The 21604-nt window shown below is 40.2% G+C and carries 19 protein-coding genes; 17 read left to right on the top strand and 2 right to left on the bottom strand.

The genetic code is table 11. The annotated features are described in order from the left end of the window. The 13 genes from RHS_RS11005 to RHS_RS11065 all read left to right on the top strand — a co-directional run bounded on the left by RHS_RS11005 (position 1) and on the right by RHS_RS11065 (position 13935). Positions 1-768, top strand: coding sequence for an ABC transporter ATP-binding protein (locus tag RHS_RS11005; protein ID WP_047833196.1), 768 nt, complete (start codon positions 1-3; stop codon positions 766-768). Between the two features lie 164 nt (positions 769-932). Then, the gene (locus RHS_RS11010) at positions 933-1817 is read left to right on the top strand and encodes an AraC family transcriptional regulator (protein WP_027292863.1); all 885 of its coding nucleotides are present in this window, start codon (positions 933-935) and stop codon (positions 1815-1817) included. Continuing rightward, positions 1814-2272 (top strand): GyrI-like domain-containing protein, encoded by a 459-nt coding sequence (locus RHS_RS11015; RefSeq protein ID WP_027292864.1) that lies wholly within the window; start codon positions 1814-1816, stop codon positions 2270-2272. Before RHS_RS11010 ends, RHS_RS11015 begins: the two co-directional genes overlap by 4 nt. Position 2273: 1 nt before the next feature. Further along, a complete protein-coding gene (locus RHS_RS11020; RefSeq protein WP_027292865.1) occupies positions 2274-3233 on the top strand; it encodes an ABC transporter ATP-binding protein in 960 nt (319 codons plus the stop codon). After that, positions 3227-3976 (top strand): ABC transporter permease, encoded by a 750-nt coding sequence (locus RHS_RS11025; protein ID WP_047833197.1) that lies wholly within the window; start codon positions 3227-3229, stop codon positions 3974-3976. The genes RHS_RS11020 and RHS_RS11025 overlap by 7 nt, the downstream gene beginning before the upstream one ends. Before the next feature lie 164 nt (positions 3977-4140). Then, positions 4141-5199: a GGDEF domain-containing protein gene (locus tag RHS_RS11030; protein WP_027292867.1), complete on the top strand. Its 1059-nt coding sequence runs from the start codon at positions 4141-4143 to the stop codon at positions 5197-5199. Between the two features lie 333 nt (positions 5200-5532). Continuing rightward, a complete protein-coding gene (locus RHS_RS11035; RefSeq protein ID WP_027292868.1) occupies positions 5533-6090 on the top strand; it encodes a GNAT family N-acetyltransferase in 558 nt (185 codons plus the stop codon). 154 nt (positions 6091-6244) lie between these two features. Continuing rightward, complete coding sequence (locus RHS_RS11040; protein ID WP_047833198.1) at positions 6245-7048, top strand: response regulator; 804 nt, start codon at positions 6245-6247, stop codon at positions 7046-7048. Next, positions 7041-8855, top strand: a complete 1815-nt coding sequence (locus RHS_RS11045) for a histidine kinase (RefSeq protein ID WP_047833199.1) — start codon at positions 7041-7043, stop codon at positions 8853-8855. Before RHS_RS11040 ends, RHS_RS11045 begins: the two co-directional genes overlap by 8 nt. A 208-nt stretch (positions 8856-9063) precedes the next feature. After that, complete coding sequence (locus RHS_RS11050; protein WP_047833200.1) at positions 9064-9945, top strand: carbohydrate ABC transporter permease; 882 nt, start codon at positions 9064-9066, stop codon at positions 9943-9945. Positions 9946-9957: 12 nt separating this feature from the next. Next, on the top strand, positions 9958-10773 hold the full coding sequence (locus RHS_RS11055; RefSeq protein WP_044294850.1) for a carbohydrate ABC transporter permease: 816 nt from the start codon (positions 9958-9960) through the stop codon (positions 10771-10773). A gap of 101 nt (positions 10774-10874) precedes the next feature. Further along, complete coding sequence (locus tag RHS_RS11060) at positions 10875-12401, top strand: extracellular solute-binding protein (RefSeq protein WP_047833201.1); 1527 nt, start codon at positions 10875-10877, stop codon at positions 12399-12401. A gap of 31 nt (positions 12402-12432) precedes the next feature. Next, positions 12433-13935, top strand: coding sequence for an arylsulfatase (locus RHS_RS11065; protein ID WP_395022070.1), 1503 nt, complete (start codon positions 12433-12435; stop codon positions 13933-13935). Between the two features lie 60 nt (positions 13936-13995). Here RHS_RS11065 and RHS_RS11070 read toward each other — a convergent pair whose 3' ends face one another. Then, positions 13996-15288 carry a hypothetical protein gene (locus RHS_RS11070; protein WP_395022073.1) on the bottom strand — a complete coding sequence of 431 codons (1293 nt, stop codon included), beginning with the start codon at positions 15286-15288 and terminating at the stop codon, positions 13996-13998. A 75-nt stretch (positions 15289-15363) separates the two neighbouring features. Then, positions 15364-16116, bottom strand: coding sequence for an AraC family transcriptional regulator (locus RHS_RS11075; protein WP_047833203.1), 753 nt, complete (start codon positions 16114-16116; stop codon positions 15364-15366). Between the two features lie 427 nt (positions 16117-16543). On the opposite strand from RHS_RS11075, the gene RHS_RS11080 reads away from it, so the two are divergent. From RHS_RS11080 to RHS_RS11095, 4 genes are read left to right on the top strand one after another with little or no spacing between them, the layout of a single operon-like run. Further along, entirely contained in the window at positions 16544-17953 is a 1410-nt protein-coding gene (locus RHS_RS11080) for an ABC transporter substrate-binding protein (protein ID WP_047833204.1), read from the top strand. 56 nt (positions 17954-18009) lie between these two features. Continuing rightward, a complete protein-coding gene (locus RHS_RS11085) occupies positions 18010-18882 on the top strand; it encodes a carbohydrate ABC transporter permease (protein ID WP_160295798.1) in 873 nt (290 codons plus the stop codon). Between the two features lie 13 nt (positions 18883-18895). Then, positions 18896-19720 (top strand): carbohydrate ABC transporter permease, encoded by an 825-nt coding sequence (locus RHS_RS11090; protein ID WP_052377697.1) that lies wholly within the window; start codon positions 18896-18898, stop codon positions 19718-19720. Between the two features lie 40 nt (positions 19721-19760). After that, on the top strand, positions 19761-21551 hold the full coding sequence (locus RHS_RS11095) for a histidine kinase (protein WP_047833205.1): 1791 nt from the start codon (positions 19761-19763) through the stop codon (positions 21549-21551). Positions 21552-21604 lie beyond the last annotated feature (53 nt).

Raw genomic sequence — 21604 nt, forward strand, 5'->3', positions numbered from 1 at the left:
ATGAAAGAAAATAAAAATATATTATCCGGTGAAAATATTGTTAAATCATATGGAAACGGAGCTGAAAAATGTAATGTTTTAAACGGAGTTTCTCTTTCTGTAAAAGAGGGAGAGTTCGTTGCAATTATGGGGCCGTCCGGATCCGGAAAATCTACACTGATGTTTGCGATGAGCGGCATGGATGAAATCGACAGCGGAAAGGTTCTGTTTGATGGGATAGATTTAGCTGGGTTTCGGGAAGAGGAACTGGCTGATATCCGCAGAACCAAAATGGGATTTGTATTTCAGCAACCGACTCTGCTGAAAAACCTCAATATTCTGGATAATATTATGCTTCCATCCATGCCGGGCAGGAGAAAAAAAGTAAAACAGCTTACAGAAAAAGCCAGGATGCTCATGAAGAAGACTGGAATCGGGAAATTGGAAAATCGTGATACCACACAGGTATCCGGAGGACAGCTTCAGCGTGCCGGCATATGCCGTGCCTTAATGTGCGATCCCAAAATTATCTTTGGGGATGAGCCCACAGGTGCACTTAATTCCAATGCGGCGCAGGAAATCATGGATATTTTTTCTAAAATCAATAGAGAAGGAACGGCGGTAATGCTGGTAACCCATGACCCTAAAATAGCAGCCAGGACAGAGCGTGTCCTGTTTATGCAGGATGGTAAAATAGACAGTGAACTGCGGCTACCCAAATTTGACGGAAGAGATTTTGAAGGCCGTACAGAGGAAGTGACAGGGGAGATGCTGAAGATTGGGATTTAATGCAGCTGAATTCTATTAAGCTGCCGGAGATAGAAGCCGGCAGCTTTTTCTATGGGTAAAGCAAGACAGGTTTCGCTAATTTAATTCTTACCGAAGATGACATCAAAAGAGAGGATATAAAAATTATATTATGCTAAACTGTAAAACAGAAAGGAGGCGGTGAGATGGAATGGCTGCGGCAGCTCAGCAGGGCAATCGATTATATAGAGGAAAATCTGGAAGGTGAGATATCTTATGACGAGGCGGCAAAATTAGCCTGTTGCTCCACGTACTATTTCCAACGCATGTTTTCTTACATAGCAGGAATTAGTTTATCCGAGTATATCCGCAGGCGGAGAATGTCTCTGGCGGCATTTGAATTGCAGGCAAGCAATATTAAAGTAATGGATGTTGGGATGAAATATGGGTATCAGTCACCCACATCTTTTAACCGTGCATTTCAGAGTGTTCACGGTGCAGCACCAACGGCAGCCCGGGTAAAAGGGACAATGCTGAGTGCTTATCCCCGGATTAGCTTTTCCATAACAGTAACAGGAGGTGAAAATATGAGGTACCGTATAGAGCAAAAAGAAGCATTTCGTGTAATAGGAGTAAGGACAGCCTTAAAAGAAGATTCAGAATATAATTTTCATATGGTACCAAAGTTTTGGAAAAAGATGCTGGATAGTCCGGCATATCAGGAAATATGTTGTCTGTCAGAAAAGAATGGTTCTGACATTTTTGGAATCTCTTCTTATGAAGATCCCAGGAATATCTATTACTATATTGCGGCCCGCTCAGACAGGGTGGTGCCAAAAGGCATGACGGAGCTTGAGATTCCTGCGGCTACCTGGGCAGTTTTTGAAGGGAATGATCCATATCGGGATTCGATACAATCAATATTTAGGCGCTTCCTGACAGAATGGCTTCCATTTTCCAATTACGAATATGCCCACCTGCCGGATATCGAGGTGTATCCCATGCAGACCGGTAACAAAATGAGCAGCAAAGCAGAGATCTGGATTGCAGTAACGAAGCCGGACGAAGAAAAATCGGAGGATAACAGATGAATTATAGCATAGAAATAAAGGAATTTGAACCGATACGCATTGCATTTATGCGCTATAAAGGTATGTCAGATAAAGCGAATAAAGTATTTCCCAATGTGTTCAAGTCAATCAGCGGCAGGTCCAATGGAGCTCCATTTTTCTGCTTTTATAAAATGGACCCGAATACAAAATATGCCGAGATGGAATTATGTGTTCCTACGAATGAACAACCAAAAGGAAATGGGATTGAAATAAAAGAGATGCCCCGGATACGTGCACTTTGCACAACCCATCTTGGTCCTTATGAAACATTGGGAAATGCATATGCTGCTATGGAACAATATGCAAAAGAGCGCGCTTTGCCTATACAAATGCCATTTCGGGAGGTTTATATAAAAGGTCCCGGAATGTTATTAAAAGGAAATCCGGATAAGTATGTGACGGAAATCATTTTTCCGTTAGGTGAGGAGGAATAGTATGTTTGCAATTGAAATCCGGGATTTGGTCAAAAAGTACAAAAACGGTGTCTGTGCCTTAAATGGATTGAATATGAACGTAAACAGCGGTGAAATCTTTTCTCTGCTGGGTGAAAATGGTGCAGGGAAATCATCCCTCATCCAGATACTCACCACATATTATACGCCTAGTTCCGGAAAGGTAATGGTATTTGGAAAAAATTTGTGCAGTGAGGCAGACTGGATCAGGACGCAGATTGCCTGCGTTTCCCAGAAAATATCAGTAGATGAGCACCTTTCCTTAATGGAAAATATGATATTTCAGAGCAGGCTGTATCGGGTTGAAAAGAAAACTGCCGAAAAGAGAATCGAAGAGCTGATAGAAACATTCCAGTTGTCCGGCTATAAAAATTATCCGGTTTCTTCTTATTCAGGAGGGGTGAAGCGCAGGCTGGATATTGCAATGAATATGATTTCCAATCCCGGAATTCTTTTTTTAGATGAACCTACGACAGGGATGGATGTTATGTCCAGAAATGCGCTGTGGAAGATGCTCCTCGCTATCCGTGAGAAATATGGTACTACCATCTTCCTTACAACCCATTATTTAGAAGAGGCAGAGCAGCTCAGTGATTCTATCTGCATTATCAGGGAGGGAAAAGAATTGATCCAGGGAACACCTGACAGTCTGAGAAAGTATCTGCGCAAGAACCTGATTCGTATCACCTTTCCAACTTCAAAGGAAGCAAAAGAACATCTGCCTTTATTAATGGAAACCGGTTTCGCTTTCGCGTCAGACAGAAGAGGCCATATGGTTACCCTGAGTGTCAGCAATAAAAGGGAAGCATTTACATCGCTAAGTCAATGGCTATTAAAAGAGAAAATCTTATTTGACGCAATTGAAATAGCAGAACCAAGCATGGAAGATATTTTTCTGGCATTCAATGGTTCCCAAAACAGTGAGGAGGGGTTATTATGCTGAATCTGCTGTGGAGAAATGTAAAATGGAGATTTAAAAACAGATTTACCATAATTATTACCATTCTTCAGCCAATGTTATGGCTGGTTTTATACAGCGTGGTTGCCGATTCTACGATGAGAGGAACCGGCATCAAGAACTATACGGCGTTTATATTGCCGGGTGTAATGTTCCTGGTAACATTTTCATCATGCAGCAGCGGCGGAATCATGAATTTCCTCATGAAAAATAACGGCAGTTTTTACCGAATCCTGATTTCACCGGTGAGGCGCAGTTCCATTGTACTGGCACAAATGCTGGAAGCGATATTCGTATCACTTTTGGAAACTTTTATCTTATGCGTGATCAGCCTCCTCTTTTCAGTACGTTTCGAAAATGGGATTCCGGGAATATTGCTCATTGGAGTTTTCGTGTTTCTGACCGCTTTTTTTCTGGCGGGAGCTGCATATACAATCAGTCTGTGCCTGCCAAATGAAGTGATATATGAAACTATAATGACGGCTATTGTTTTGCCGGTCTTTTTCCTGAGTTCAGCGTTATTTCCGTCTGAAAATCTTAAGGGTGGATTGAAGATCCTGGTGAATATCAATCCATTTACCCATGTCATAAATGCAATCCGTGGATTGATCATGGGGGAAACAGTTTCTGCTGTGCGGATACTGCCTGTGCTTCTGCTTTTTACAGGATTATGTGCCTGCAGTTTTTTACTTGCGATGTGGAAGATGAAAAGGGAAACGGCAAGCTGATAATTTAATATTGATCATTTAATATTGAATGACAGAATAGTAAATGTAATCGTCCCAATAAATACTGGATGACAGATGAATTTTATTTTGATATAATGATCAAGACCAATATATGGTAAATACAGAGGCGGATTTAAATGAGAAGCCCAGAGAGCAGGTGTATTATGAGTACGCTTATATATTCGTATGCCGTTCCCCTGACCGGTTTGTTGTTCTTGTTATATCTGATTAGCATTAATTACTTATTTAGTAAGGAACAGAACCGTTTATTCAAGAGTGCGGTCATTATCAATCTGGGTTTGATTGTAATCACCTCATTAGATTATATGTTCAGATGGGAAGCCAATCTTTCTATCTGGTATTTGCGAAGAATTACATCATTTCTAAACTTTTCATGCGGTCCTATTATACCCATGCTGCTGATGCGAATATTTTATAAAGACAAATTTAAAAAGATATATTATATACCATTATTTATTAATGCAGGAATTTGTTTTATCAGTATCTTCGTAAACATCGTATTTTACATAAGCACCGATAACAGCTATGACCGGGGAATATTATTTTTTCTGCCTGCTGCGACCACTTTATTTTATCTGATGCTGATGATTTTTTTTCCGGCACAGAAATATGATCAAGGAAAGAAGACGGAGCAGATAACCATCGCAGCCATCATGGCAACCATTATTCTAAGTATTTTTTTAGAAGTTAATTATGGATACTATTGCTTGAATTATGGATTTTCTGCTTTAGGCATTATTATTTATTACATATCGCAGAATATTAACTTCTTTGCTGTTGATTCCTTAACAGGAGCATATAACCGTCAAATGTTTAATCTGGCAGTCAGCAAAATCCAGAGTAAACAAGATTGCATGTTATGCTTAATTGATATTAATAATTTTAAATATATCAATGACACATTCGGACACGAAGAAGGAGATAAAGCCTTAGTATTTTTTTCGGAAGTCATTATTAAAAACATGAGGAAAATTGCTACCGTCTACCGCACCGGGGGCGATGAGTTCATGCTGATTGCTAAAAAAGAAAATGAAACAGTGTTACTGGACGCAATTGAAAAATCTATCAGAGAATTAAAAGAACGCAAGATCAGTTTTGCCTATGGTATGACTCATTATCGGGCAGTCAATGATATCCAGGATGCCCTGCGTGAAATAGATAAAAAAATGTATGAAAATAAAAAGAGGGCAACAGAATTATAATATAACTTCTAAGCTATCGCATAATTGCACGCTATACAAATAGTGATAAAGCGATAGCTCAGAGGTTATATTTTTGCGTAAAAATGTTGATGTATATTATTTACTGGTTGGAACAGGAAGACTGCTATCTGAGTACATCAGCGGCAATTCCTCCTAAGCTTTTGTTTTACCTTATTATACATTTGCAGAAAAGAAAAAGACAGTAAATAAATTATGCAACATCAAAAATAGTCTTTACATCGAACAGATGTTCTGTTATACTTGAAATAAGTATCCGAGAATATTTAAATGTTGTACAACTGGAATATTTAATAATGGAAGGGTGGTTTTTATATGAGTAACAAAAATGTCTTTACGGAATGTCCGTCTTATGAAACAGAACATTTTTTCCTGAGGAAGATGGAAATAAGAGACAGTGAAGATTTGTTTTTATGCTATTCCAACAAAGAGGCTGCAAGGTATTTTAACGGGGACAGCTGCAATGATGATTTTTACTATACGGATTATGAATCCTTTTTAAAATGTATGGACTACTGGGACAGCCGGTATGAAGCTCAGGATTTTGTGAGACTAACCATTGTGGATAAGGAAAGGAAAAAGCCAGTGGGGACAATTGAAATCTGTCCTTCAAAGAAATATTCCGTGGATGATAAGTGGATGGGAATATTGCGCATAGATATTCTTCCGGAATATGAAAAGGAAGAACCTTTCGGGGAACTTATGCGTGAAATATTACTGCATATATATACCGATTATCAGGTTAAGTCTGTTCTGATGAAAGCCCAGGAGAGTGCAGTAACTCGCAGGGCTGTTTTGCAGAAACTTTTCTTTGTACCGGCAAAAGAGGAATGCAATATTTCTTATCAGGATTATTTTATTTGTTATTGTTAAAGCGTGTTTTAGTGACTCAGCGCACTACATCTATCTACAAAGCGTCCCTTAATCAGCGAAACACCAGAACGTGTTTATAAAATCAGAGTTACCGGTAGACATTCGGTAAAAAGCAGGATATAGTTAGTATAAAGTGTTTAAAGGAGAGATACATATGATAATTCTGGTAGCAGATGATGAGCGATGGATCCGTAAGGGTATTATAAAGATGATCGACCAAAGCCGGTTAGTGGGAGAAACACAGGTTCTGGAGGCGGATACGGTAGAGGATGCCCTGACACTATTTGCAGAGTACCGTCCCCAGATCGTGATTTCAGATGTGAAATTTCCCACAGAAGATGGATGTACCCTTTGCGAACGAATTTATGCCATAGAGAAGCAGACGAGAATTATTATGATTTCCGGGTATGATGAGTTTGAGTACGTGAAACGGGCATTAGCCTACCGGGCAGTTGACTATCTCTTAAAGCCGGTGGATAAGCAGGTATTGAATAATACGATTCAAAGGTGTATAGAGGAATTAACTGCAGATTTGCATATAACGGAAGAAGGGCATAAAGAATCGGCGGATAGGGAACAGTCCGCGGGAGATGCAGCCAGATCTGTAGATATTCAGGATGTGATCAAGGATATTGAGGATACGATCAGAAAAAACTACAGTGAAAAATATACTCTTTCCGGTCTGGCTTTAAAATATCATTTAAGTGAAGCCTATCTGTCCACAGTCTTTAAGAAAAGAACAGGTATTTCCCTGACCTCCTATATTATGCAGGTTAAGGTAGAACGGGCGAAGGAATTAATGATGACGACTCAAGGGAAAATCTGGGATATAGCAGCGCAGGTGGGGTATCCGGATCAGCATTATTTTACAAAGGTTTTTAAAAAGGTAACAGGAGAAAGTCCTACAGAATATAAGACAAAGCTGAACAGGGAATTGTATGGAGAAGAGCATGTTTAAGAAGATAAAGAGTAAAATGCACTGGAAGGTAATGTCCAGCTATATCATTCTGCTCCTTGTGATGCTGGTTGGGATTTCTACGGCGGTTAATTATTTTAATACTAAATTTGTAAAAACACAGATTATTAATTACAATTCACAGGCAATGGCGAAAGTCACCTATGATCTGGATGCAATATTTAATCGTGTGGCTCAGTATGTGGCTAACAGTAATAACCAGCAATTATTTGAGAGCATCTGTTTTTCCGGTGAAGAACCTTATACATTTCAGACCCTAAAAAGCCAGGTTGATTTTGAGATGGATTTAAAAGACAATATCTATATTAATAATCTGGGAAATGTGGTAAATGGAGTTTTGATTTACTATGATAAAGATCATCATGTCTATGTAGGAGAAGGAATGTACTTAAACCGTTTTGACGTTAAGGAAGCGGATTGGTACCAACAGTTTGCCCAAATGAATAAAAATGATTTTATCTATGGTCCGGTAAAAGAAGACTATAAACCAGCGGGCCTAAGTAAATCAGAAGTTCTGCTTTATTTAAAGCGGATTCCAAGAAGTTCAAAGGGGATGGATGATTATGTTCCGTTTATCATGGCATCCGTAAAATTTTCGGAGATTTCCAGTATTTTTCGTCAGCTGGATTCACAGGACAGGGGAATTGTGGTTACGGATTATGAGGGAAATGTTATTTTCAGTCAGCATATTGCCCAGGAGAGTGCCCATAAAATTGCCCTAAGAATTGAAAAACCGGAAGAAAAGGCGAAGGACCAGAATTATACTACCATTTCCGATAAAGAATCCTTTATTACCAGTATGTACATACCAAGATACAAGTGGGTGGTAACTACAGTGGACTCTAACAGTGTTCTGTTTGAAAGTGTCCATCATCTAGTACAGACCATTAATCTGATCTTTATTTCCTGCGCAATATTGGGGATACTGGTATCCGTGTATTTATCCAAACGGCTGATGATGCCGGTTAAGGTACTGAATGACTTTATGGATACGATGGAGGAGGAACCGGAAGCCTTTATCAAAGTTTCCTCTAACGATGAGATCGGACATATTGCACAGCGGTTTAACAAAATGAAAAAAAGAATTCAGGAAATGGGGGCAAGGATATACCTGTCGGAAGTGCGGGAAAAACAGGCACAGATCAGTGCATTGCAGGCGCAGATTAATCCCCATTTTCTATACAATACACTGGATAATATCTACTGTATTGCCCAGATCGAAGAGATTGATACCATTGCGAATCTAACCCAGAATCTTTCGAATATGATGCGTTACAGCATTAATTGTAAGGAATCAAGGACTACTTTAGAAGCAGAACTGAATCACGTGAGATCCTATCTGGCGATCATTAATGAGCGTTATGACCATTGTGTGCAGTTGAAAGTGCATGTTACCAAGGAAGATGAGATGCTGGAAACGGTAAAACTGCTGATACAGCCGGTAGTGGAAAATGCGTGGGTACATGGAATTTTACCAAAGCCCGGGCATAAGGGAATAATTGATATCAGTGTGGTAAGAAGAGGGAATTATGTGGACCTTATTGTCTCGGATGATGGCAGGGGAATTGCAAAAGAGCAGTTGGATATGTTGAATAAATCGTTGAATTCATTTTCCAAAGAAATCCGTACGCCTGAGAATAAAGGGTTCGGGATTGCTTTAATCAATGTAAACGACAGAATTAAGCTTCTCTATGGGAAGGACTGCGGTATTCGGATTGAAAGTGAAGAGGGTATAGCCAGCCGCGTTATTATTACCCAAAAAGACAAAACATCATGCATTAAGAGATAAACGAATATTACGGTAATTGGATATGGACAAAAAGGTGTGTAAAATTATCATACACACCTTTTTTTTGTGCTTTCATATAAAAATAGTACACCAAACACAGAAAAATAATACAAAGATATATAAAAATAGTATTGATATAATTTGATTAACGTACAAGATGTACAAAAGGAGGAAAGAGAAGTGCAAAAAAAAGAGAAACTGGATTAAAATGATTAAACCTTATTTGTTTTTGATTCCAATATACATTTTTCTGGTTACATTTAAATACATTCCCTTTGGAATGGCAATTGAAAAGTCCTTTTTTAATTGGAACGGAGGTAACCTGAATGTGTTTGTGGGGCTGGATAATTATGCTGCAGCATTTAAAGACAGCGTATTCCTGGGATCATTAGTAACGGTATTGAAAGTAATGATCGCATATATCATAATCGTTGTGTCAATTCCGCTTTTGGCTGCAGAGTTGTTGTTTGCCATTAAATCGGCGAAAAAGCAATATGTTATCCGGACGGCATTTACTTTTCCAATGGTAATTCCCGGAGTAGTAATCATTTTGTTATGGAAATGGATACTGGCAGGAGATAACGGAGTTCTGAATATTCTGCTTCATAACATCGGCCTTTCTAATCTGGCGAGTCCCTGGCTTGGAGATACGAAGACAGCACTTGGATCTATTATTGCAATCGGCTTTCCCTGGCTTGGAATGTCTATGCTGGGAGGGATGCAGTTCCTGATTTACTTCGGAGCATTACAATCAATCTCCAGGGATGTATTTGAAGCTTCCAGAATCGATGGAGCAAATATTTTACAGCGGTTTATCAAAGTGGATTTGCCGTTAGTTTCCGGACAGCTGAAGCTTATGATTACATTGGCTATCATCAATTCCCTGCAGATTTTTGAATCGATCTATATTCTGACAAAGGGAGGACCAGTGACTTCTACCATGGTTCCGGCAGTTTATTTATACGAACAGGGCTTTACATACAAAAAGATGGGATATTCATCAGCCATTGGTATCATTTTATTTATCATCATAATGATTCTAACCGTTTTAAACAATAAATTCTTAAAGAGTGAAGACTTATCAGAATAGAAGGAGGGACGTATGAAATTATTTGCAAAAATCTCAGGCAGAGTAGTACTTGGCCTATTACTGCTCCTGACTTTATCACCGTTTTACCTGTTAGTAATCAATGCATTTAAACCTCAGAAAGAAATAATTATGAATCCTTTTATGTTTGCAGCGGAGTGGAGGTTCGTAAATTTTGAAAAAGCATTATCCCAGGTAGCAAGACCAATGATGAACTCTTTTGTTGTTACTTTTGCAGTGATTATTCTGACTATTATACTTTCGGTATTGGCAGCTTATGCATTTGTACGATTTACATTTAGAGGTTCCAGGGTATTATATTATGGTATTATAGCAATGCTGATGATCCCGGGATTTGTAATGCTGATTCCCCAGTTCATCCAGATATCGGAACTAAAGTTATATAATACGTACTGGGGGCTGATTTTACCGCCTACTGCCTACAGTGTTGCGATGGGGACATTTCTGACCAGAGGTTCAATGGAAGGACTGCCGAAAAGTCTGTTTGAAGCAGCCGAAATAGAAGGGGCGGGAGATATGGCAATTCTAATGAAGGTGGCAGCACCTCTTTCAAAACCCATCATAGCAACGATGACGATTATGACAGGATTATCTGCCTGGAATAACTATCTTTGGCCCCTGGTAGCAGCGACAGGAGAGAAAACCCAGCAGATTGCAGTAGCTTTGACGAAAATGGTAACCTCAGTGAATGACGGAAATGGTGTGTTGTTTTCGGGATACATTATTGCCTCCCTGCCGCTGATCATCCTGTTCTGTTTTGCAAGCAGATCTTTTGTAGCAGGATTGACCCAGGGATCCGTGAAAGGATAAGCGCGTCCAGAAAAAAGAGCGGATAGTTAAAGAAACTAATGAAAGCAGAAATAGGGTCGGTTCATGTGGGCCGGACTTTATATAAAAAGGAGGAAATGAAAATGAAGAAAAAAATAATTGCAGTTCTCTTAAGCGGGGCTATGGCGGTTGGATTGCTGGCAGGATGCGGAGCATCGGGCGGTGACAAAGAAACCGGTAAAGCATCCGGTGCGGCTAAAGATACCCAGGCGGGAAGCGAGGCAAATCAGGGGGAGGAATCTAAAAAAGATGAGTCGGCGGATGGTGAAAAGAAAGCAGGCGGTGGAGAAAATGTGACGCTAAAGTTTGTGCAGGATCTGGGTACGGACGAAAAGGCTAACCAGCTTACCCAGGATATTATCAAAGCATTCACAGATGATACCGGAATTCAGGTGGAGTTTGAGTCCATACCCACGGGAGATTACCGAACCTGGCTGACAACACAGTTTTCCGCGGGAGAAGGACCGGATGTGTATACAGATATTTTATATAATATCACTTCGGATTATGACAGTGGCTGGCTGTATAATTTTAAAGATCTCTATGACAAAGAAAGTGCTTATGATCCCGGACAGCCTTGGAGAGAGACCCTCCCGGATTCTATATTAGAAAGAATGGAACTTCCGGACAATGTGGTTCCGGGCTATCCATCTTCAACCAGTGTGGTTCGTATTTTCTGTAACATGGATTTGTTTGAAAAAGCAGGTGTGAAGAAACCGGAGACATGGGCGGAATTTATGGATGCCTGTAAAAAACTGAAAGATTCCGGAACGATACCATTTGGATTCCCCAATGCAACAATTGGAGATCTTTCCTGGCTCTGGTTTAACAACTCTGTTTCCAGTCAGCTGGATGAAGGGCTTGTTAAAGAACTGGACGAGTCCGGTAACGGCTATATTGAGTTAGGAGAAATCGCAAAAGGATTCGATGAAGGAAAAATTGATTTTACAAGTCCGCAGCTGGAAAAAGGATTTGATATGATGAAGGAATTTTCACAGTACTGGACCAGTGATTACAATGGACTGGATCAAAAATCAGCGCTGGATATGTTTATGCGAGGCGAAGTTGCAATGGTACAGGCACTTTCAACAAATCTCAGCCAGATTCAGGATGCCGTAGGGGATGACTTTAATTATGAAGTAATGCCGGTTCCGGTCATTACAAAAGATACATCAGAATATGCAATGGGGAAATCCGTAATTTTGGGCGGACAGCCGGATATCATTTATGCAATCAATAAAAACCTGGAAGGGGATAATGCCAGATTAGAAGCAGCAATTAAATTTGTTCAGTATATGTCTTCACCGGACATCCAGAAAAAGTTTGCTGACGGCATCTGTAGAATTCCGCTGGCAAATACAACAAAACTTCCGGACAGCTTAAGCGGATTTATTATTACGGAAGAACCCTTACGCATGGCTTATTATACAGGCATTAATGAAAAACTGCGTACTTATTTCCATCGGGCAGGACAGCAGTATCTGGAGGGCGGATTATCAACCGGAGAATTTGGAAAGATGGTAAATGATTCTTATAAAGAGGTACTAGACGAAGTGAAGGCAGAAAATGGCTGGTCGGCTGAAAATAATTATGGAATCGTAAAGGAATAACCGTAATTTAATCGGGAAAGGAGAGAACAGGATGGGAAAACCAAAGAAACGCCCAAACTTGATTTATATTCTGGCTGATGATATGGGTTATGGAGATATCTCGGCTTACAACGAAAATTGTCCTTTTCAGACTCCTAATTTGGACAGATTGTGCGAAAACGGCATACGTTTTACGGATGCTCATGCATCTTCCGCAGTCTGCACTCCATCCAGATACAGTATTTTGACGGGACGCTATAACTGGCGTTCCCGGCTGAAATCATATGTTGTGGGAGGATATTCAGCCCCCCTTCTGGAGCCAGGCCGTATGACTGTGGCGAATCTTTTAAAAGAACAGGGATACCAAACGGCAATGATCGGAAAATGGCATCTTGGAATGGATTTTGCCAAATTCGAAGATTTCCGGGAAGCGGAAGAATTTGGGGCAAGCGACGGAGTGGATTACGCAGGAAAAATAAAAGGATCTCCGGTGGAACATGGTTTTGATTATTACTTCGGAATCAGCGGATCTCTGGATATGCCTCCCTATGTCTATATCGAGAATGATCATTTTACGGCAAAGCCGGATCATGAGACCCAGAATACAGGCAAGAAATTTTGGAGGAAAGGTCCTGCAGCACCGGGGTTCGTACATGAAAATGTTCTGGATGAACTCACAGACAGGGTACTGGATAAGATAGAAGAGTATAAAGAAAATCCCTTTTTTATTTATTTTCCCATGCCTGCGCCCCATACACCGATTCTCCCGGCAAAACGGTTCCTGGGCAAATCGGGAACGAATACTTATGGAGATTTTGTATTGCACTGTGATGACGCAGCCGGAAGAATTACGAAAAAGCTGGAAGAACTGGGGCTTTTAGAAAATACGGTTATTCTATACACCTCGGATAACGGGTGTTCCCCAATGGCGGATTACGAAGAGTTAAAAGCAGCGGGACACAATCCCAGCTATGTATTCCGGGGTACAAAGGCAGATATCTATGAAGGTGGGCACAGAGTTCCGCTGATTATGCACTGGCCGGAATTGATCCCGGCAGGAGGCGTATGTGACCGGGTGGTCTGCCTTTGTGATCTGATGGCCACACTGGCTGATTATTTTGATTATCCATTGCCGGAAAATGCAGGAGAAGACAGTGTCAGCAATCTGCCGCTTTGGAAAGATGCGAAAGGACCGGAGGTCCGCAGAGATGTGGTACACCAGAGTATCGATGGTTCCCTTTCTATCCGAAAAGGGATGATGAAACTGGAAATGTGTCCCGGCTCCGGCGGTTGGTCAGATCCCAAACCGGGAGAGGAGGATCAAAATCTTCCCAGGTTCCAGCTGTATGATTTATCAGAGGATATTGGAGAACGTGTAAATGTGATAGAGCAGTATCCAGAACTGGCAAAGGAACTGCGTCATCAGTTAAAAGAATATATTTTGAATGGCAGAAGTACTCCGGGAGCACGACAGAAAAATGACGGACAGGAGGTATGGGAGACTATACTCTGGATGACAGAACCAGATGATATACAGCTAAAAATGTATCGATAAATGCATACCATAACAGGGATTTGTAATTGGGTAAAATTACAAATCCCTGTTATTTTAGTTTTACCCTGCATAATCCTCTGCAACGCGCATAGCAATTTTTTCCCATTCCCAGAGTCTTTTCGGGTCATATCTCACCGTGGAGATGTCCTTGAAAATAAGTTCCACATGGCATCCACTATCCGTAAGGGCCATAAAGTCCCGCAGATCTTTTTCAGCCTGATTGGAATCAAAGGTATTTCCTGCTACAATTACCGGATTAGGCTTTCGGCTGATTACGTAATCAGAACCAATTGCATCTATTATTTTTTCACTGTTGTTCCAGGGAGATGCTGATACCTTTCTAAGGTTGGGGATACGACGCAGTATATCCATTTTAATATCCAGCGGTTCACAACAGCCATAATAGGTCAAGCCAAAGCGTTCCAGCCATTTCAAGTCGTGTTCTACGGCAAATTCCCAATGCATCTCGGGAGAGACGGTAGAGAAAATCTGTGCGTTGGAACAGCCCCACATGTTTTTCGCCATCACATGGGAAGAATCATAGTCAGCTCCGGGAAGTTCTGTCGTATAGCCATATCCTCCGGAACCGATTCTGGTATTGTTATTATCCAGTGAAAGCAGGTTCATGGCTTCCAGCTGGTCCATTTCCTTCATCCATGCCTGTACCATGCGTTCGTAAATGTCATGCACTATATCCGGGCGGAGAATCAGATCCATAATTGCCTCCTGTACACCCCACCATCGTACCAGGTAGTCCCAGGGTGTATACCAGATGTGCTTTCTTCCCACCTTTTTCACGGGAAGAATATCCGCAAATATTTCATTCATGGCGGCAAATGTTTCTTCGGTTTCTTTAATGTCATGTGTAACAACAGGCATTTTAATCTTTTCGATATCTTCCGGTTCCGAGATCTGGATTTTAAAATGCCTGGATACTACGTCGTTATCCTGATCAGTAGATACGCAGGTCACATCTTCTTCAATTCCAAAACCGGTAGACGAAATAGCAAGTGGAGATTCCATATAAGGATTAACGACCATATCTCCAGGGAAATGATTCCACTGGTAGATTGTTTTTCGCAGGCTATCCTCTAACTTTCTGGCCCAGGGCTGCCGGCATCTCAACGTTAATTCATCATCCACATTCAATTCATGCCATGGAACTTCATTGATCCAGACCATTGGTTTTACGGATTTTTTGTCATTTAATAAAGCCCAGTTCTTTGCACGTAATGCGTTTCTGCTGTCGTCAGATATTTCTGCGATTCGATACCCCAGGGTGCGCAGAATATCTTTGTCCGAGTCTGTAAAACGGATCATATTAATTTTTGCACTCTTTTCTTCTTGTAACATATACCTACCTCCCGGTGTTGTTCTTTTCTAAAGGGTATCATGAATAGAAAAAAGCCACAACACTGTGGTGTGACTTTAAGGTTGCACGATGTGACTTTTGCGGTAGGTGCTGGGCGAAATGTCTATGTAGCTGTGAAAGGCTCTGGAGAAAGATTTTTCATCTGCATAGTCTGCGATCTGACAGGCTTCTGACACAGTAGCTCCCTGTGCCAGGGCAATGGCTGCCCGGTTCAAACGTGCGGAATAGAGATACTGGTTGGGTGACATTTGAAAAGTAGCTTTGAATTTACGTGAAAAGTAGGATCGCTCCATTCCCACATATGCTGCCAGATCACGCACTGTAATGCGTTCCGCTAAATGTGTATCGATATAATCCAGTACGCTTTTCATAGCAGGATGATCGGTTTTTTGCAGGGGAAGATCCTCATTAAGCAGTGTCAGGAATATATCAAAAAGCTGTTCTGTTTCTCTCTGATATCTGGATTGTCCCATAAATGAACGCAGACTTTGAAGGATATAATACATCGGGGTATTTTCTATTATTTTTACAATTCCCAGATCAATATAAAAATCCATCTTTATCTGAATGTGAAACCAGAGTACCTGCAGGGGATCTTCTTTGATATGCCAGAGTGTATACGGTTTCATTAAAGGCAGAATATAGAAAAATCCCGGTTCCAGTCGGATCTTCTGATCCCCTTTTTTGAGATATGCTTCACCACCGAGGATATAGTACATGCGGTAAAATAAAGCATTTTCATCTGTCATACCCCAGTCTTCCGAACAGACCGTATAATCACTCTGCAGCAGGGTAAATTCATGATTCATAAAAAGCAGCCTCCTTTACAAATCTCTTTTGTACCTTATTACTTTGCTGTTTCTTTCTTTACAGTTTAAGGTTTTGTAGATATTTAATATTTTGTTGTTTATAGTTTAGCATTTCGCAAAAGTAAAGTCACTTTCTTTTTAGTATCTGATTGCTGTATCCTGTTTGAATTCGCAATAAAGACACAGGGAGGACCAAACTGTAAGGCGGAGATTTGTAGTTAATCAGAATGAGTCGATTAGTTAGTATGTGAGAAAGAAAATATAAAAACATACAAAGTATATTGACTTAAACATCAAAAAAGTAAAAATATTAACGGTGAGGTAAATATATTTTATAGACGACATTATACATAATTGCTAAAATAGCATTATCAGTTAGCGCTAATGTGAAAAAAATATACGAAGAACCGAAATAGGAGGATTTAAGATGAAAAAGAGAATCATAAGTATTTTATTGGCGGTTACGATGTTGTCTGCAACACTTGCAGGATGTGCAGGAAATTCAGCGGATTCCGGGGAAAAGACCACCGGCAATAAGAAGGGAACCCAGGAGACAACAGCTGCAGGAGCGGATTCAGAAAAGGAGACAGGTGAAGAGCAGACGGCAGGAGAGGGCGAACCGGTCAAAATCAAATTCTTGAACCGCTGGGCAGAAGATACGGTTCTGGGAGCCGCTATATATAAAGCCTGTCAGGATTTTATGGAAAAAAATCCGAATGTTGAGATTGAATATGATGCCGTAGCAGGGGCGGACGATACGCAGTTTTATGAAAAAATGAAAACAGCGGCAGCTACAGGCGATATGTATGAATTGTTCCAGAATTATGGCGGCAGTACCATCTATTCCTACGTGGAAAGTGATGTTCTGTATGACCTTACCTCTGAGTTTGAAAAGGATAAGGAGTGGAAAGATAACTTTTTAGATCTGTTCAGTATGTGGGAATATCAGGCAAAAGAAGGTGTATATGGGGTTCCATTTACGGACTTTGCTACCGTTCTCTATTGTAATAAGGATATGTTCGAATCCAGAGGACTGAAATATCCGGAGACGATTTCAGAATTTGAAGCTGTCTGCGATAAGTTCCTGGAAGAAGGTATTACACCGGTTCCAATGTCAGGAGAAGGATGGCGTTTTGCACATCTCCTTTCCGGTCTGGTTATGAGAAAATATGGCGAGGATTATATTTATGACCTGGCAAATGGAAAAGAAAAGTACACCGGCGACAAGATGCTAGAGTTAGTAAATCTTATGAAATCCTGGCAGGACAAAGGGTATTTTGGCGAAAACATTGCATCCCTGGATTCTGCAACAGAGCAGGCACTTTTCTCAACGGAGAAATCCCCGATGATTGCAATCGGAACCTGGCAGCCGACCAATATTCTGGAAAACAATCCGGAATTTCTGGATAGAAAAGGAGTAGATGTAATCTGGTTCCCTGCATTTGATGACAAGATGGATTTAAAAGGAGGCTCAATGGGAGGTCCAAATGAAGGTCTGTCTATAGCTAAGAAAGATGAGGCAACTACCGCAGCAACCGTAAAGCTGGTAAAATACCTTACTTCACCGGAAGTCGTTACCGAGATATGGAAAGCAGATCCCACTCAGATCTTCGCAGTTAAGAGTGCAACACCGCCGGAAGAGATGAATTATTTAACAAAAGAATGTATTGACCTGATAAATAATACGGCAACTGGTTTAATGCAGGAAATCGACATGTACAGCACAATTGCTTCTTTACAGGACAGACTGAGAAATTCCCTTGCGGGCATGGTAGCAGGTAATTCTCCGGAAGCTGCAATGAAAGAGGTTCAGGACGAAATAGACAGCCATAATTAAAAATGATGCGCGGACAGGGGAGAAGCCTGTCCGTGTATATAAAGGGGGGACTTTCCGTGAAATGGATAAAAAAATATTATGTGCCGTTTTTCATGATTCTTCCGGCATTTCTATTAATCGCATTTATGTTTTTCACACCAATCATTCAGACTGTCTATCTGTCATTTGTGGAATGGAATGGCATCTGGCAGACGCCGAAAGAATTTGTAGGATTCAGTAATTATAAACGCATGTTCAGCGACCGTGTATTCTGGATCTGTATCCGGAATATGTTTATTTATCTGGCACAGGGTGTTTTAATTCAGGGTCCGATTGCATTTTTACTGGCTATGTTTATCTCAAAAAAAATACGGGGGCTGCGTGCATTTAAATTTGCATTCTTCCTTCCGGTTATTATTCCGATGACAGCGGTAGCAATTATGTGGAAATTTATTTTAAATCCAAACTGGGGTTTAATTAATGATATGATACGATTTTTTAATCCTGATTTTAACATGGACTTTTTGGGCAATCCCGATATTGCAATGTATTCGGTAGTACTGGTAAGTGCATGGGTATATATCGGCTTAAATATGGTTATTTTTTCAGCTGGTATGACAGCTATACCTGAAGAATTATATGAATCGGGCGAACTGGATGGAGCAACCGGAATAAAAAAAATTCTCTATATTACACTGCCCATGATGAAAGAAAGTTTAAAAGTATATGTCATTCTTATGATTACCGGAACCCTGAAGACCTTCGACCTGGTATTTGTTATGACAAAGGGAGGTCCAAATGAAGCCACGCAAGTGCCGGCAGTTAATATGTACCTGCAGACGTTCTCCTATGGAAAATTTGGCTATGGTGCCACGATTGCTACATTTATTCTGGTGGTGGGGTTAATTGGAAGTCTGATTGCAAATAAGTATCTGGTTGCAAAAGAGTAGAGGAGGCGAGATAATGAAAGTAAAAATCAAAAAGAAAATTCTCTATATACTGGCGATTTTGTGGGCATGTATGAATATCATTCCTTTGATTGTTGTCATACTGGGGTCTTTTAAAAATACCAACGAAATCTATATGGGGCCCTTTAAGCTTCCAGAGATATGGAGTTTTAAAAATTATGATAAAGCAATCCTGCGGTCCGGGGTTATAAAAGGCATTTTTAATTCTTTTACCTATGCCATTATATCCGTTATCCTGATTATGGTCATTGCGCTGATGGCTGGATTTGTTTTGTCAAGGTTCAAAGGAAAGCTGATTGATGGGCTGAATATTTACTTCATATTGGGAATTTTAGTTCCGGTACAGGCAACTTTTATTCCACTGGTAGGGACAATTGGGAAGCTGGGGATGCAGAACAATCCCGTTACGATGATTACTATATATGTAACGTTCAATCTACCCATGTCCATCCTGCTGATAACCGGGTATATGAGGGGAATTTCCAAAGAAATTGATGAGGCGGCAACCATAGACGGAAGCGGGACTTTTGGCATCTTCCGGAAGATGATTGTGCCATTATCCCTTCCGGCAATCTCTACAGCAGGTATTCTGGCATTTGTAAATATTTATAACGACCTCATCTTTGCGACGCTGTTTATATCAAAACCCAAATTTCAAACCATAACACAGGTAGTCAATAGTTTTTCTGCGCAGTATAATACAGATGTAGGAGCAACTTTAGCGGCAATGGTGGTAGCAATTATTCCGATGATTATCATTTTTATGTGTTTCCAGGAAAAAGTGATTGCAGGTTTATCAGCAGGGTCCGTGAAAGGGTAGGAATATAGAAAGGCGCGTACAGAAGGGGTATAGAGTGAGGATGAGATTACTGAGGAAGCTATTTAATGGGATTTCTTTAAAAAAGAAAATATTCGTATTGCTGGTACCTTGCATGGCGGGAATGCTTCTTATAATGCTGCTGCTTGCAGGGGTGTATTCCAATAATATGCTGGTAGAGAAAATGATTGACAATTCATATCAGAACCTGAATGTAATCTCAGAAAAATTAGATTTACTGACCCAGAATATAGAGAGCTATTCCGTATTGGTATTGACCAATAAAGATGTGCAAAAATGGCTGGAAGGACAGAAAAATGCCAATTATTCTGTGAAACAGGATGTATTTGCATATCTGTTAAATATCATCAAGTCTAATTGTATCAGTAATCTGATTATCCATACTTATCACGATACAGGAGAAGCCTTTTCTGTCAATAAGTTTATTGATCCCGACAGGAAAATAGAAGATACTGATTTTGTAAGGCAGTTTTATGGCATGCAGGAAAGCTATTTATGGAAACTTAATGAAAATTATTATTTTACATCCATGCCTCTTTCAGCCGGAAAATGTGTAATGTCATATTACAGGAAAATTTATAACGAAAACACGGTTGAAGTAGTCGGATGCGTAGAACTGATGGTGGATGAATCGGTAATTACAGAATTGTACGAGAATATTCGTCTGGCCGATACAGGACACTATGTGATTCTGGACCATTCCGGAAAAGTAGTTTCTTATAGAGACAAGGGAGAACTGGGGAAAGATTATTCGGATAAGGAATATTATAATGCTATCAGCCAGTCGGAAGGAAACCATAAAATTACTATGGGGAACCAGGAGTACCTGGTCACCAATAAAATGTATAAAAAGCTGGGCTGGAATATTGTAGGTATTGTTCCGGTTGCGGAAGTGGTTAAGGACAGCCGGCGGCTTCAGTTGTTTTTGCTTTTTCTGGGTGGTTTTTTTATCGTTCTCACGGTATTCATGGGAACTTTTCTTGCAAAATATGTATCGGATCCAATTATCCGTCTGAAGAAAATTATTATTCAGATCGGGGAAGGCAGACGGGATATAAAGATCAGCCAGGATCGGTCAGATGAAATTGGAGAGCTGTTTATCGCTTTTAGCAGGATGATAGAAAAAAACGATGATTTGATGAAAAACCTTTTAGAAGAACAGAATCGGAAAAAGGAGTATGAGTTAGCCCTGATCCAATCCCAGTTAAATCCCCACTTTTTGTATAATACACTGGAATGTATCTGTGGTATGGCGTCTCTGAACAAGACGGATGACATTATTTTTGTGGTTAAAGAACTGGCATTTTTTTACCGGGGAGTTTTGAGCAAGGGAAATAAAGTCATACCCGTGAAGACAGAGTTAAATATTATCGAACGATATTTTAATATCTTAAAATACCGTTATCCCAATAAACTGAATTACGAAATTGATTGTCAAAAAGAAGCAGAAAACTGTTCTATTTTAAAGCTGTGCCTTCAGCCAATTGTAGAAAATGCAGTACTGCACGGTCTCAGGGGAAAAAAGAATGACTGGAATATAAAAGTACAGGTTTATATAGAGAATGAGCGGGTAATACTCTGTGTCTATGACAGCGGCATAGGAATGGACAGCGAAAAAATCAAAGATGTTTTTAACCAGGATGAATGGGATAAAGAGAAAGTCAATTTTGGCATTAAGGCAACTGATGAAAGGATAAAATTGTGTTATGGAATGGATTACGGTATTCACATAGAAAGTGAACTGGGCAAATTTACAAAAGTATATTTTGTCTTTCCATACAATACCATAGACCACGCTCCAGAGTGTGTTTAAACATTGCTTTTATTAAGATGAGCGAATTATTTTAACGTAAAGACGTTATATAA

Origin of the sequence: Robinsoniella sp. RHS, assembly GCF_001029355.1 — a bacterium.
Taxonomy (GTDB): Bacteria; Bacillota; Clostridia; order Lachnospirales; family Lachnospiraceae; genus Robinsoniella; species Robinsoniella peoriensis.

Bases quoted from the DNA above. Each gene is read 5' to 3' on its own strand.
- RHS_RS11075 (WP_047833203.1), bottom strand. From the start codon at position 16,116: ATGAATCATGAATTTACCCTGCTGCAGAGTGATTATACGGTCTGTTCG.
- RHS_RS11005 (WP_047833196.1), top strand. From the start codon at position 1: ATGAAAGAAAATAAAAATATATTATCCGGTGAAAATATTGTTAAATCA.
- RHS_RS11090 (WP_052377697.1), top strand. From the start codon at position 18,896: ATGAAAGTAAAAATCAAAAAGAAAATTCTCTATATACTGGCGATTTTG.
- RHS_RS11010 (WP_027292863.1), top strand. From the start codon at position 933: ATGGAATGGCTGCGGCAGCTCAGCAGGGCAATCGATTATATAGAGGAA.
- RHS_RS11050 (WP_047833200.1), top strand. From the start codon at position 9,064: ATGATTAAACCTTATTTGTTTTTGATTCCAATATACATTTTTCTGGTT.
- RHS_RS11055 (WP_044294850.1), top strand. From the start codon at position 9,958: ATGAAATTATTTGCAAAAATCTCAGGCAGAGTAGTACTTGGCCTATTA.
- RHS_RS11080 (WP_047833204.1), top strand. From the start codon at position 16,544: ATGAAAAAGAGAATCATAAGTATTTTATTGGCGGTTACGATGTTGTCT.
- RHS_RS11020 (WP_027292865.1), top strand. From the start codon at position 2,274: ATGTTTGCAATTGAAATCCGGGATTTGGTCAAAAAGTACAAAAACGGT.
- RHS_RS11095 (WP_047833205.1), top strand. From the start codon at position 19,761: ATGAGATTACTGAGGAAGCTATTTAATGGGATTTCTTTAAAAAAGAAA.
- RHS_RS11030 (WP_027292867.1), top strand. From the start codon at position 4,141: ATGAGTACGCTTATATATTCGTATGCCGTTCCCCTGACCGGTTTGTTG.
- RHS_RS11015 (WP_027292864.1), top strand. From the start codon at position 1,814: ATGAATTATAGCATAGAAATAAAGGAATTTGAACCGATACGCATTGCA.
- RHS_RS11045 (WP_047833199.1), top strand. From the start codon at position 7,041: ATGTTTAAGAAGATAAAGAGTAAAATGCACTGGAAGGTAATGTCCAGC.
- RHS_RS11035 (WP_027292868.1), top strand. From the start codon at position 5,533: ATGAGTAACAAAAATGTCTTTACGGAATGTCCGTCTTATGAAACAGAA.
- RHS_RS11070 (WP_395022073.1), bottom strand. From the start codon at position 15,288: ATGTTACAAGAAGAAAAGAGTGCAAAAATTAATATGATCCGTTTTACA.
- RHS_RS11065 (WP_395022070.1), top strand. From the start codon at position 12,433: ATGGGAAAACCAAAGAAACGCCCAAACTTGATTTATATTCTGGCTGAT.
- RHS_RS11060 (WP_047833201.1), top strand. From the start codon at position 10,875: ATGAAGAAAAAAATAATTGCAGTTCTCTTAAGCGGGGCTATGGCGGTT.
- RHS_RS11040 (WP_047833198.1), top strand. From the start codon at position 6,245: ATGATAATTCTGGTAGCAGATGATGAGCGATGGATCCGTAAGGGTATT.
- RHS_RS11025 (WP_047833197.1), top strand. From the start codon at position 3,227: ATGCTGAATCTGCTGTGGAGAAATGTAAAATGGAGATTTAAAAACAGA.